This is a genomic window from Capnocytophaga sp. (assembly GCF_030532915.1).
In the GTDB taxonomy this organism is placed as follows: Bacteria; Bacteroidota; Bacteroidia; order Flavobacteriales; family Flavobacteriaceae; genus Capnocytophaga.
The window spans coordinates 43760-56454 of record NZ_JAUNKD010000002.1; the positions used below are offsets into that span (position 1 = coordinate 43760).

Genomic DNA, 12695 nt, shown 5'->3' on the forward strand with positions numbered 1-12695 from the left:
AGATGAAGTGAGTATAGATCATAAGGCTGAGCAAAATATTCTTTTTTGATATGTCATACTTTTTACATCGCTTTCTTTTTAGTTTTATTGTTTCAATAGGAAATAGATTTTTATGAAGAAGGTATTTTTATGGTGTTTTGTGTTATTTTCATTGACTATCAAGGCACAAAAAGGGTTTTATGAAAGCATAGAAGTGGGTTTTGGTTCTAATTTTAGTAAAAACACCAATGTTATGACCGCCCTTGACCTGGATTTTATTGGGGGATATGAATTTTCTGAAAAATTCAGAATAGGAGCGGTATTGCCGGTTTCGTATATGGTTTTTAACGATGATCTCAATATAAAACATAAAGGAGTTTCTGTTGGTTTGGGCTTCAACGCAAACGTATTGCTGTACTCAAACGAGGCTCTTTCGCTTCGGGCTGATGTAATTTTGAGTGTATGTGATTTGAGTCCCTCAGCAAAATCCGACCCCGATTGGGTATTTTTTAGAGGGAAAGCAGGGCTTCAATGTTATTTTAATTCATTAGCTAACGGTAAGGTTCAACCTTTTATTAGTTTGGGAATGAGCTATTATTTTGATTCCCACGAATTGCCTGACAATAAATTCAAAGATTATCAATACATAATTCCGTTGATTGGAATTGGTATTAAGTCAAAATTCTTCTAAATTAAAAAATAAGCTATCTGAAAAGTTTTTTTTGTGTTTTATCAAAATTATCTACTGAAAAGTTGTTTTTGTTTCGCTTAAAATAAGCCTGTTCGGATAGTTTAATTCTATTTTTTTACAAACTCAATCTTACCTTCTTATTATGAAAAATACATTTGGAACACGTATTTATAAACTAAAAACTGCCATCAAAGCAGTTTTTTCTGTTATTTTATGTTTTTCAAATTGATGATTTCTTGTTGCGTAAGTCGTCGCCAATGCCCACGTGGCAAGTCTTTTTTAGTGAGTCCGGCAAAAACAACACGGTCTAACTTTTCTACATTGTAGCCCAAATGCTCAAAAATGCGACGCACAATGCGGTTTCGTCCGCTGTGAATTTTTATCCCGATTTCATTTTTAGGCTTGTCGTTCACGTAGCTGATTTCATCAACCTGAATGAAGCCGTCTTCCAATTCAATGCCTTCTTCAATTTTTAAAAAATCTCTGTATTCCAACTTTTTATCAAGAGCTACGTGATAAATTTTCCGTACGCCGTGAGTAGGGTGAGTGAGTTTTTTGGCAAGCTCGCCATCGTTTGTAAACAACAATAATCCGGTTGTGGGGCGGTCTAAACGTCCGACGGGCAAAATGCGGGCATTCGTGGCGTTGGCAACCAAATCCATCACGGTTTTTCGTCCTTTTTCGTCGCTGGTGGTGGTGATAAATCCTTTTGGTTTGTTAAGTAAAATGTATTCTTTCTTTTCGGAAGAAAGCACTTTTCCATCGAATTTCACAACATCGCCGGGTTTTACGCGATACCCCAAAGTGGTCATCACCTCGCCGTTTACTTCCACATTTCCGGCAGCAATATAGATATCAGCATTCCGACGCGAGCAAATTCCGGCATCGGCAATATATTTATTAAGACGAATTTCAGTAGCTTCCACTTTCGGAGTTTCGTCCGTATTGTAGAAATTCTTTTTAACAAACGGTTTTTTATAGTTATTACTTTTTGAGAAATTAGAATTGTATGTTTTTTTCTTTCCGGAATTCTCTTTGAAATTAGGGTTGTACGGCTTTTTGTAGGTGTTTGTTTCCGTTTTTTCGGAAGAAAAACGATTATCGGTATTTTTTCTAAAACCGCTCGTTTTCGGCTTGTTATACGAATTTTCAGAAGGGGCGTATTCCTTTTTTTTGTAATTACCGGTTGAATACGCTTTTTTCTTGTAGGTGTTGCGTTGCGAATTTGAATTTTCGCGGTCAGAATATTTTCTGTTTTCCATAAATTTCTCTATTTGTTATTCTTATGCTTAAAAGCGCGTCCGTCATCTTACGAAGGTCGCAGTTGTAATCTTTCTAGTGGGCAAAGATACTATATTGAAACGACAAAAACGGCTTTTTACAGAAAAAATAGAAAAAGAAATTGCCGATTTTATACAAAACCGACAATTTCAGTAAAATGAAACAAAATTTTCATCGTTTTTTATCTTACATAAGAAACTGATAACGATTGCCTTGCGTGTTTTTTCTGATACGACACAAATTTTATTATAACTCGTATCATAACATAAGACATCGAAATAATCCAATAGATAGCCATTGCAATAAGTTCTACGGAAAATTTATTCATTAACAGCACCATAACAGGAATAAGAAGAAAAGGCACGATGTTATCAAAATTCAACTTTATGGGTTTTTCATCAAGTAATTTTTCAGCTCGTAAACCTTCAAGAATGTATTTTAAATCTTCCATTTTAAACACAATACACCTTTCTTTAATATGATTTCCTTCTCGGTAAGCGATTAAAAAATTGGCGTATCCCACTCCTGTTTTTTCCATTTTTGTCTCCACAATGTGCTGACGGTCAATGTAAGGAATTCCCCACGAAAACGGAATCAAAAACTGAATCATTATTATCCATAATATGGTAAAAACCAACAGCAAAGCAGCAACGGTTTTCGCTTCCAAAAAGTAAAGCACAATGGTTAATATTACCGATGAAAGTATGAAAATCATAAAAAATCCGAATGCCTCCATCAAATTCGCCACCGATGTTTTATAATTTTGTAATACATCTTTTTCTTTAATCGATTTACTGATTATCAATTTATTATCAAATATATGTACAAATTCCCGAACACCTTTGAGCGTCCGCAAAGGTCGGCTATGCTGTTGTTTTTTGAGTTGCTCGTATGTCGTTCCTAAAATGCCCAAAATCCGTTTCAGCGTTTCTGCCGAAGGTGTGCGTTCAGCATTTTCTACCCGTTGCACCGTTCGTAATGACACGCCCGATTGCGTAGCCAATTCTTCCTGTGAAAGGCATTTGATTTTTCTCAATTCTTTAATCTGTTGGGATAAAATTTCGATGTCCATACTTTTTTTCTACAAAAATACGATACCAGCAACTTTTTTCACAGAATTGCGTTACGTCAATTTTATGACATTTTACTTTAAAAATGCCATAAAACTGAAAATCACTTCGTTTCAAATAATTTATCGATACGGGCGGCGATGTCTTTCAAATGGTTTTTGGTCATTGCATCTGCCGAAGCTGCCGAGCGTGCCATCGAACGGATTTGCGAAAGTTCGGCACGAACCGCGGCTTTGATGTCCGACGTATGGGCATTGGCTCGCGTTCCTTTGTAATACGGACTGGCAGGAGCCGAAGGCAATGGTTTGGTTTCCAGTAGTATATTCCCTAAAAGCTCTACGTGAGCCCGTTGCAAGTTTCGGCGGTAAGCGTCTATTTTTGAACCTGTTGTGAGTTCCGTCCAAACGCCTTTGCGAATGTCGTTCATCAGTTCGGTAATTTTGTAGGCTTTTTCTCCGTGAAGTGCCTCATTTTCAACCACTCGGTGTAATCGAGCAATATTCAACAAATGACTAAGCCCTGCCGATTGCGTGTTTTTGATTCGCTCCAAAGTTCCCTCATATTCAATACGTTTGATAATCGAAGGATTGATAAGCCAAGATGGCGTTTTAAAAACTTCATTATTAAGGAATTGAACCGCACGTTTTTGAATTTCTTTCGGAACATACACATACACCTCGCCCGCTTGGTCAGTGGTTTTGTAATGCTCATAAACCCCTCCGACATTGGCAGCTACGTGTCCGATATACAGGCGATATTGCCCCAAAACTTGTGCGTAAAGGTCTTTCAAATCGTTGTAAGTTTCGCCCTCTTTGCTCGTCCATTTGATTAAATTCGGAACGATGCGTTTGAGGTTGGCAATTCCGTAAGTACTAGCTTTCATCGCATCATCGCCCAAATCTTCGGATTGCGAGCTGGGGTCTACAATGTGATTAACTTGCTGATGTCCAAATCGATAAAGCGGGTCGCCTGCATGTTTTAAAATCCACTGATTCAGAGTTTCTTTTTCTTCTTCGGCGGATTTATCCAAAATCGGGCGGTATCCCCAAGCGATGGAGTATTTGTCATAAATCCCGATTTCGGGCATCAACGCCACGCCTTTGTCTTCGGGCTGAGCGATGTAATTAAATCGGGCATAATCCATAATAGAAGGAGCAGTTCCGTGTTTTTTTGTGAACGATGCAGAACGCAGTGAATCAACAGGATAGGCGCTACTACTTCCCATATTGTGCGGTAATCCGAGGGTATGTCCCACTTCGTGCGAAGACACAAAACGAATGAGTCGCCCCATAATTTCCGTCTTAAATTCAGGCTTTTGCGCATCAGGATTGATGGCCGCCGTTTGCACAAAAAACCAATTGCGGAGCAGGGTCATCACATTATGATACCAATTGATGTTGGCATTGAGAATCTCGCCCGTACGGGGGTCGCTGATGTGCGGACCGTTGGCGTTGGGTATGGGGGAAGCCAAGTAACGCACCACCGAATAACGCATATCATCCGGGTCCCAATCGGGGTCTTCCTCTTTGGTGGGCGGGTCTTTGGCAATGATGGCGTTCTTAAATCCGGCTTCCTCGAAGGCTTTTTGCCAGTCTTCAATGCCTTGTTTTATGTACGGAATCCACTCTTTGGGTGTGGCTCTATCCACGTAATAAACGATGGGCTTTTTAGGCTCTACCAATTCGCCTCGTTTGAATTTTTCGATGTCTTCATCTTTGACTTCCAACCGCCAACGGTCAAGGTACGTAACAGATTTTGTTTTCTGAACGGGAAGCCCATAGTCGGTTTGTTGGGAAGTGAACCAGCCTACGCGTTCGTCAAAATAACGGCGTTTCATCGGGTTTTCAGGAAGTAAAATCATTGAATTGTTGATTTCAAGCGTAATAATTCCGGCAATGCGACTGGTATGAGCGGGAGCCTCCGAAGCGTAATAGGTTTTGATACTGCGTACTTCCACATTTTTCGGGAAGGTTTTGATGCGTTCGATAAAACTGCGTTTCGGGTCGATACCGCCTACTTTGAACTGCTTGCGGTAACGTTCTGTCAATCCGAAGGGTTTTACGTCTTTGTCAAAAAGTTCGTTTATTTCGATAACGGAAGAAATGCTGTCTTTTCCACGCGTTTTGATGTCGAAACTTGCCAAAATCGGTTCTACGTTCGAATTGATAACGGCTTCGTAAATCGGAAGGCTATCGCTGGCAATCACACGATGCGACACCATTCGCACCAAGATTTTTTTATCTTTTTTCTCCCATCGAATTACCTGATTGTTAGCTTCTTCACCGCCAAACCCGATACCCGAAGCCGTTTTTGAAATGCGGGTAACCATCAACATTTCTTTCCCTAAAAGCGAATCGGGGATTTGATAGAAAAACTTGTCATTCACTTGATGGAGCGTGAAAAGCCCCTGCGAGGTTTTTGCCGATTTCGGAATGATGGCATCGAAGCCTTTGGGTTTGGCGGCTTCGGCTTTTTTCTTTGCCTCCGCCTCCATTTGGGCTTTCTTCTTTTTACTTTTGAAGAGCTGTGCATTTGCTTCATTTACAGTAAAAAAGAAAGGCAAAGCCAATAGGTAGAATGTAAATTTACGCATATTAAATTGTTTATAAGTAACGAAAATAAATTTTCCCGCAAAGGTAACGAAATTTTGGTTGATTTTCGGCGTAAAAAGCATAAAATTGAACAACAAAACGTGTTTTTCTGATTTCGTTTCAACAAAAATTAGTATCTTTGCAAAACATTTCATTTTTCGACAGAAGAGAATAAAACGCAAATATATGTATATCAGCATAAAAGAAATATTAAACAAAGGAAAAATAGCGCAAGAAGTAACCTTAAAAGGCTGGGTTCGTACCTTCCGAAGCAACCGTTTCATTGCATTGAACGACGGTTCAACCATTGAAAACGTACAAATCGTTGTGGATTTCGAGAAAACGGACGAAGCCCTACTAAAACGCATCACCACCGGAGCCGCCCTTGAAGTGAAAGGCGTTGTTGTGGAAAGCCAAGGAAAAGGGCAATCCATTGAAATTCAAGCAACGGAAGTGAACGTTTTGGGTGATTCCAATCCGGAAGAATATCCGATTCAGCCCAAAAAACACTCGTTTGAATTTTTGCGCGAAAATGCCCATCTGCGGGTGCGTACCAATGTTTTCGGGGCGATTATGCGGGTGCGGTCGGCATTGGCGTTTGCCATTCACGATTACTTCCAACAAAACGGATTTTTCTACGTGAACACGCCTATCATCACCGGAAGCGATGCCGAAGGTGCCGGCGAAATGTTCCGCGTAACAACCTTAGATGCTAAAAATCCGCCACTTACCGACGAAGGCAAAGTCGATTTCAAAAAAGATTTCTTCGGAAGAGAAACCAATTTGACCGTTTCGGGGCAGCTTGAAGGCGAAACCTTTGCGATGGCTTTGGGTAAAATTTATACGTTCGGACCTACGTTCCGTGCCGAAAATTCCAACACTTCACGTCACTTGGCTGAGTTTTGGATGATTGAACCCGAAGTGGCGTTCCTTGACCTTGACGGAAATATGGATTTGGCAGAAGATTTCATCAAATACGTGCTGAAATACACGCTTGAACGTTGCCGTGAAGACATTGATTTTTTGAACAAACGCTTCTTGGAGGAAGAAAAAACCAAACCGCAAAACCAACGCAGTTCAATGTCGCTTATCGAGAAATTGGAGTTCGTCATCAACAACGACTTCAAACGCGTGAGCTACACCGAAGCCATTGATATTCTGAAAAATTCAAACCATAATAAAAAGAAAAAATTCCAGTACCTTATCGACGAATGGGGGGCTGATTTACAAAGCGAACACGAGCGTTATTTGGTGGAAAAACACTTCCAATGTCCGGTGATTTTGTTCGATTATCCGGCGAAAATCAAAGCGTTTTATATGCGATTGAACGAAGACGGAAAAACCGTTCGTGCGATGGACATTCTCTTCCCCGGCATTGGAGAAATCGTCGGCGGGTCGCAACGTGAGGAGCGTTACGAGGTGCTGGTTGAAAAAATCAAAGCGATGGGCATCGACGAGAAAGAACTTTGGTGGTACTTGGATTTACGCAAATTCGGAACGGCGGTACACAGCGGTTTCGGACTCGGATTTGAGCGCCTGGTGCTTTTCACTACCGGAATGACCAACATCCGCGACGTAATTCCATTCCCCAGAACACCGCAAAACGCGGAGTTTTAACACTTAAATTTGAGGGTTATACAATTTGTTTTTTTATTTTTTTCTGTCCAAAGGAAAATTTCTTTCTTTGGGCAGATTTTTTTTATGGCTCGTTTTTTACCGAGATTAGATAAAGACCGAAAATCACAAAAAAAACCTCGGTAAAGGTTTTTCTTTCCGAGGTTTTTTCATTTCAAAACTAAAATTTTAAACCGACTCCTATTTGTATTTGTTGTGTTTTTGCTTCGGCTCCAAAGTCACTAATGTTGGCAAAGCCCCAAACATAACGCCCGTAAACGAAAAAGATTCCGAGATTTACTTCTGCGCCGGCAACGAATGAAAAGTCCGGATTTTTAAAGAGTTTTTCTCCGTTTTGCCACAAGTTGTCGTTGCTGTTGGTTAAAATACCAAACTGCGGACCGGCAAGCAATGAAATAAATCCGTCGGGATTGTACTTCAACAGCACGGGCAGATTTAAGTAGTTCAGTTTCTTGCCCTTATTAAACTTATCATCCCAAACCGAAGCATACGAATCACGGAAGGTGGTGTTGGTTTGGTCAAACAAAACCTCGCCCTGCAAAGCAAAATCATCTGACAGATTCACGCTTACAAAGCCGCCCAGTTGGTAGCCCAATTTAAATTGCTTATCATAGGCAATTCCGTCAAGTTTACCCAAATTGGCTCCGGCTTTTACCCCCAAACTCACCTGCGAGTATCCGTCGGACGGAAACAGTAGTAGCCCCAGCATCGCTGCGAAAAATAAAATCGTTTTTTTCATAATAAAACAAATTAAAATTTCAAAGTATGAAGCAATAACCGTACCAATTTTGACTGAAACCCTATTTTTTCACAATTTGCAATAGGCTTCAATGGCAGGTTTGCACTCTTGCACAAACAAATCTTCCAGTTCTTCAATTTTTAGAATGATTTCCAAAACACTTTCGGTTGAAATATGATTCAGGTGGTTTAAAACATCCACCTCGCGTCGGGCATTTATTTGTCCGAACATACTGAGCATTTTATGGGCTATGGCTCTGACCTCGTCGTTATTTCGGGTGGTGGCATAGAGTTTTAGCCGAGCGATATTATCTTGTGTTTCACTGATAAAACTCTGATACAAAGCGATGATTCCCTCTTTATCATCGCCCATAAATTGCTCCAACACCTCGGGCTGATATGCCGTGCTTTCGGTTGGGAGAGGCTCAACAACATCGGGGCTTACTTCAATTCGCGGAAAAAAAGTATTCAGTTTCTGATAGAATTGATGTGGCGAAAAAGGTTTCGACAAAATCCCTGAAAATCCGTTTTGAGTGTAAAAACTCTCAGGAACATCCTTCCTGCCGGTAATTGCCAACACCGGAATCGGGTTGTTTTTGTACTTCTCATTGAAAAGCGTAACAAAGTGAAAACCATTCATTTCCGGAAGCTGAATGTCAGTAATAACCATATCAAACTCCAACGAATTCATTTTCGAGAAAGCCTCCTTTCCGTTATTAAACGGAAAAACTTTGATGTTTTTCTGCTGTAAAAGTTCTTCAATCAGCCCCAAAATTGTGGCATCATCGTCAATGGCGAGAATGGTTATCTGCTCGGGCGCTTTTTCGGAAGTAACCTGCGGGGCGCTCACTTTCGGCGCTTCCGACACTTTTTCGGCAACAAACGTCAGCGTGAAGGTACTCCCCACATTTTCTTCACTCACAAGTGTAATGTTACCTTTGAGCAAGTGCGCCAGCTTTTGCGAAATGTGCAAGCCCAAGCCCGACCCGCCGTAACGTTTTGATACATCAAGGCTTGCCTGAGTAAACTCATCAAAAATATGCGCTTGATGCTCCTTTTTGATGCCGATGCCCGAGTCGGTAACCGCAATGACAATCTCATAGATTTTGTCCGAAATGGCTTTCGCGTGACTTTCTATGCAGATTTCACCCGCTTCGGTAAACTTAAACGCATTGGAAATCAAATTGTAAAGAATCTGCTTAATGCGATACGAATCATTTGAAAACTTACTTTGCTGCACCACTTCCGATGCCTCCACACGTAGCGCGATGGGCTTGGCTTTATGAATAGACCGCACGTTATCGGTAACCTCGCGGATAATCTCGGCAATATTTAGCGGTACTTTTTCAACGCTGACCTTCCCCGCTTCAAGTTTCGAGTAATCAAGCAGTTCGTCAACCAATTTCTGAATATATTCCGATGAATATTTAATGTGCGAGAGGTAATTCTTGCTCTTTTCGGTGATTTCCTGCTTGCCCAACAACTCGGAGTACCCGATGATGGAACTTAGCGGCGTGCGCAAATCGTGGCTCACCATCGAGACCAGTTGCTCGCGGCTTTTCAAAAGGCGGTTGCTTTTCAGGTTTGCCCGCTCCAATTCGTGTCGGTATTTTTGAATTTTCCAGAAGTCACGAACAATCACAAACGAAAAGAAAATCGTAATAATAATGGCAAAAATATAGGAAATAATCAGGTAAGTCTTACTCTTTTCAAAAATAATGCGCCGTTCGCGATTAATTTCTTGTGAACTTGCCAAAAAATCGTCCTCAAAATTAGAGAGCAAGTCGTTGAGTTTCTCCGACATACGGTTGTCGTTATGCCACAGGGTTTGTATCTTTTCGTTTTGCTTGTACTCGTGTTTGAGTGTTTCTTTATGCACCCGATTGAGCAGGCGCAAGGCTTCCAGTACGGTTTCGTCAAACTTTGATTGACTGCGCGTTGGCGGAATTTTAATGTCTTTGTATCGGTTTAAAATCGACGGAATATCCGAGCGGTTTGCCTCTCTGACCGAATCCAAGCGCGGTTCGGTCTTCTCCTTTTCCTTGGCAGAAGCCAGATTGTCATTCAGCAAAAAATAGCCCAATGAAGGCTCCAAACTCGAAAGTTTTTTGATGGCGTTGCGTATGATAATCGTTGAACTGTCATTACGCTGAATTTCTTTAAGCTCTTGCAGGTTTTTACTTTTGAGTTGCAACAAAATCTGCACGGAATCAATCATTTGCAAATGCTTGCTTGATGACACACTTTCGCGAAACTTGGCGATACTATCCTCCAAAATGCGGTTCTTTTCCAAAAAGAAACCAAGCGCCTGCTCGTCATCAGAACGAATGGCAATTTTTCCGGCACTTTCCGCTTCGTTAATAAGCGTAAGTATTTTATTGATTCGAAGCATTTTGCCGCGATTCATCTGATGAATTTCTTCCGAAGTGGTTAATTTCTGAATTTCCCCGTAGGTGATAATGGCAACCGTTGCCGAAGTGAGTATCAACAAGGAATACCCCAAAATGATTTTTAATGTTATTTTCTGAGATTTCATACGCTTTAAAGAAAGAATAAACGTTCATTCCACCGACAAAAATAAGGCTTTTTCACGAAAAACCGAAGCAAGCCCGCTAAATATTTCCGTTTGGGCATCTTTGGCAGAGTTCAAAACTTTGCCAAAGATTTCGTGCATCATTTGAAGTTTTTTAGCCGTTTCTTTACGGAAAGAAACCGGAATCCTGAAATTCTTTCAACTTTCCACACGGAAATACATTAGAATTTCAGAATTCCGAATACTTTCTTATCAGAAAACACCTATCGTTTCAGAATTTTCATTACTTTTTACACAGAAAGAAGCCGAAATTTTGATTTTTTTACTATTTTTATTACACAAGAGCGAAATATTTCTTGTCGGTTATATTTATCTCCTGTATAACAGATAAAAATGTTTCGCCTCTATGGTATTGATTAATGATAACACGCCAATCTTTGGCAGAGTTCAAAACTTTGCCAAAGGTTGGGCAAAAAAAAGAACCTCAACATTGAGGTTCTTAATTTTATTTTTAATTGTTCAATCTAAATACTATCGGATAAGAGAACATTACGGAAGTTGGTTTTCCGCGTTGTTTTCCGGGGATTAGTTTCGGTAGTTTTTCGATGATTCGGCGTGCCTCGGCTTCCAAAGACTTATCGGGTCCGCGAACCCCTACAATAGTTACTGAACCATCTTTGTTGATACGGAAACTCACGTTTACCCTTCCTTGGATTCCCATCTCTAATGCTGAAGGCGGGTAATTGAAATGTTTCTTCACGTGGTTATCCAAACTTTGTTTGAAGCATTTTTCTTGCTCTGCTTTTGACATATTTTTACACGCCTCAAACATCGGTTTATCTTCAATAATGGTAAAAGGAACATCTACCTCTTCTTCTTCTACCTCTACTTCTTTAATGTCAGCTACTTGAATAACTTCTTCTTTGGTCGTTTCAGTTGATTGGATAATTTCCTCTTTAATATCCTTTTCGTTATCCACAACTTCTACCTCAACAACAACAGCCGGCGGTGGTGGTGGCGGTGGTGGCATTTCGGGAGTTTCCATTACGATATCCTCCACGTCTTCATCTAAATTTTTGTCAACGTCAGACTTTCTATCGTCAACAATTTGTTTATCGTACGTTTTTGCTTCAAAGCCTGCATACGACAAGGCTGAAATTAAAGCAAAACCGATGGCAAAAAATAACCCGCTACTTTTGGTTAAATCTGCCTTTGGATTTTTTTTAGGTTGCATAACTTAAATCTTTTTAAAAGGTTATTAAACATTCACTTAACATTAATTAAAAGCTTTTTATCAATGATTTTCACAAATAATAGAGCAACAACCGTGCCAAAAGTGTTGAATAAAACATCTAAAAATTCGCCACTTCGTGTTGAAGTTGTTATTTTTTGCAACACTTCCAGTGAAATTCCTAACAAAAAAGCAGCAATAAATGAAAAAGTGTAAAAATAAACTACTTTTTTAACATATTTACATTCATATTTTAATGTTAAAAAAAACAAAATCGTGAACACAAAATAGAACGTAAAATGTGCTAATTTATCTAAATGGGGTATGCGAGGCAAATCGCTAACCTCATTTGCCGGCATTAGGCTCAACGTTACTACAACGCCAAGCCATAGTACCAGCAAAATCGTAAATTTGTGTTTTTTAAGCACCTATCAACTCTCTGTATTGTTCTACACTGAGCAGTGTATCTATTTCAGAGGCATCGCTGAACTTCACTTTAACCATCCAGCCGTCTCCGTAAGGGTCAGCGTTTACTTTTTCGGGGGCTTGCTCCAACGCCTCGTTAAAGGCTACGATTTCGCCGCTGAGAGGCAAGAACAAATCTGATACGGTCTTTACCGCTTCAACAGTTCCAAAAACTTCCTCTTTGTCAAGGGTTTCACCTTGTGTTTCAACCTCAACATAAACAATGTCACCCAACTCGCGTTGTGCAAAATCGGTAATACCTACAAAGGCAAACTCACCTTCGATACGCACCCATTCGTGGTCTTTTGTGTACTTTAATTCTGATGGAATATTCATAATTTCTTACTACTTTTAAATAAAATCCAAAAGTATGTTTTTTTTTTGAAAGAAAAAAATTATCGGCAATGAATTTGTAAAAAAAATCTTAAAATTCATAATAAAAAAACAAAAACCCGAGATGCAGTGCGCATCTCAGGCTCTT

At 40.1% G+C, this 12695-nt stretch carries 10 protein-coding genes; 2 read left to right on the top strand and 8 right to left on the bottom strand.

Annotated elements, in window-relative coordinates:
- Window positions 1-112: 112 nt before the first annotated feature.
- Window positions 113-670, top strand: a complete 558-nt coding sequence (locus Q4D72_RS00830; RefSeq protein WP_303075515.1) for a hypothetical protein — start codon at window positions 113-115, stop codon at window positions 668-670.
- A gap of 206 nt (window positions 671-876) precedes the next feature.
- On the opposite strand, the gene Q4D72_RS00835 is transcribed toward Q4D72_RS00830, so the two are convergent.
- From Q4D72_RS00835 to Q4D72_RS00845, 3 genes are all read right to left on the bottom strand, one after another.
- A complete protein-coding gene (locus Q4D72_RS00835; RefSeq protein WP_303075516.1) occupies window positions 877-1932 on the bottom strand; it encodes a pseudouridine synthase in 1056 nt (351 codons plus the stop codon).
- Window positions 1933-2132: 200 nt separating this feature from the next.
- On the bottom strand, window positions 2133-3023 hold the full coding sequence (locus Q4D72_RS00840) for a helix-turn-helix domain-containing protein (protein WP_303075517.1): 891 nt from the start codon (window positions 3021-3023) through the stop codon (window positions 2133-2135).
- Window positions 3024-3124: 101 nt separating this feature from the next.
- Entirely contained in the window at window positions 3125-5614 is a 2490-nt protein-coding gene (locus tag Q4D72_RS00845) for a zinc-dependent metalloprotease (RefSeq protein ID WP_303075518.1), read from the bottom strand.
- 184 nt (window positions 5615-5798) lie between these two features.
- Between Q4D72_RS00845 and asnS the strand changes: the two genes are divergently transcribed.
- Window positions 5799-7229, top strand: a complete 1431-nt coding sequence (gene asnS, locus Q4D72_RS00850) for an asparagine--tRNA ligase (protein WP_303075519.1) — start codon at window positions 5799-5801, stop codon at window positions 7227-7229.
- A gap of 178 nt (window positions 7230-7407) precedes the next feature.
- Here asnS and Q4D72_RS00855 read toward each other — a convergent pair whose 3' ends face one another.
- From Q4D72_RS00855 to gcvH, 5 genes are all read right to left on the bottom strand, one after another.
- On the bottom strand, window positions 7408-7986 hold the full coding sequence (locus tag Q4D72_RS00855; protein ID WP_303075520.1) for a porin family protein: 579 nt from the start codon (window positions 7984-7986) through the stop codon (window positions 7408-7410).
- A gap of 69 nt (window positions 7987-8055) precedes the next feature.
- Window positions 8056-10521 carry a hybrid sensor histidine kinase/response regulator gene (locus Q4D72_RS00860; protein WP_303075521.1) on the bottom strand — a complete coding sequence of 822 codons (2466 nt, stop codon included), beginning with the start codon at window positions 10519-10521 and terminating at the stop codon, window positions 8056-8058.
- A gap of 508 nt (window positions 10522-11029) precedes the next feature.
- Window positions 11030-11752 carry an energy transducer TonB gene (locus Q4D72_RS00865; protein WP_303075522.1) on the bottom strand — a complete coding sequence of 241 codons (723 nt, stop codon included), beginning with the start codon at window positions 11750-11752 and terminating at the stop codon, window positions 11030-11032.
- Window positions 11753-11784: 32 nt separating this feature from the next.
- On the bottom strand, window positions 11785-12108 hold the full coding sequence (locus Q4D72_RS00870) for a VanZ family protein (protein WP_368502021.1): 324 nt from the start codon (window positions 12106-12108) through the stop codon (window positions 11785-11787).
- 61 nt (window positions 12109-12169) lie between these two features.
- Complete coding sequence (gene gcvH / locus Q4D72_RS00875; RefSeq protein ID WP_303075524.1) at window positions 12170-12550, bottom strand: glycine cleavage system protein GcvH; 381 nt, start codon at window positions 12548-12550, stop codon at window positions 12170-12172.
- Between the last annotated feature and the right edge of the window lie 145 nt (window positions 12551-12695).

What these genes read in the sequence shown, in the direction of transcription:
- Q4D72_RS00845 (WP_303075518.1), bottom strand. Translation starts at nt 5,614, where the DNA reads ATGCGTAAATTTACATTCTACCTATTGGCTTTGCCTTTCTTTTTTACT.
- asnS (WP_303075519.1), top strand. Translation starts at nt 5,799, where the DNA reads ATGTATATCAGCATAAAAGAAATATTAAACAAAGGAAAAATAGCGCAA.
- Q4D72_RS00865 (WP_303075522.1), bottom strand. Translation starts at nt 11,752, where the DNA reads ATGCAACCTAAAAAAAATCCAAAGGCAGATTTAACCAAAAGTAGCGGG.
- Q4D72_RS00835 (WP_303075516.1), bottom strand. Translation starts at nt 1,932, where the DNA reads ATGGAAAACAGAAAATATTCTGACCGCGAAAATTCAAATTCGCAACGC.
- Q4D72_RS00855 (WP_303075520.1), bottom strand. Translation starts at nt 7,986, where the DNA reads ATGAAAAAAACGATTTTATTTTTCGCAGCGATGCTGGGGCTACTACTG.
- Q4D72_RS00840 (WP_303075517.1), bottom strand. Translation starts at nt 3,023, where the DNA reads ATGGACATCGAAATTTTATCCCAACAGATTAAAGAATTGAGAAAAATC.
- Q4D72_RS00830 (WP_303075515.1), top strand. Translation starts at nt 113, where the DNA reads ATGAAGAAGGTATTTTTATGGTGTTTTGTGTTATTTTCATTGACTATC.
- gcvH (WP_303075524.1), bottom strand. Translation starts at nt 12,550, where the DNA reads ATGAATATTCCATCAGAATTAAAGTACACAAAAGACCACGAATGGGTG.
- Q4D72_RS00870 (WP_368502021.1), bottom strand. Translation starts at nt 12,108, where the DNA reads ATGCCGGCAAATGAGGTTAGCGATTTGCCTCGCATACCCCATTTAGAT.
- Q4D72_RS00860 (WP_303075521.1), bottom strand. Translation starts at nt 10,521, where the DNA reads ATGAAATCTCAGAAAATAACATTAAAAATCATTTTGGGGTATTCCTTG.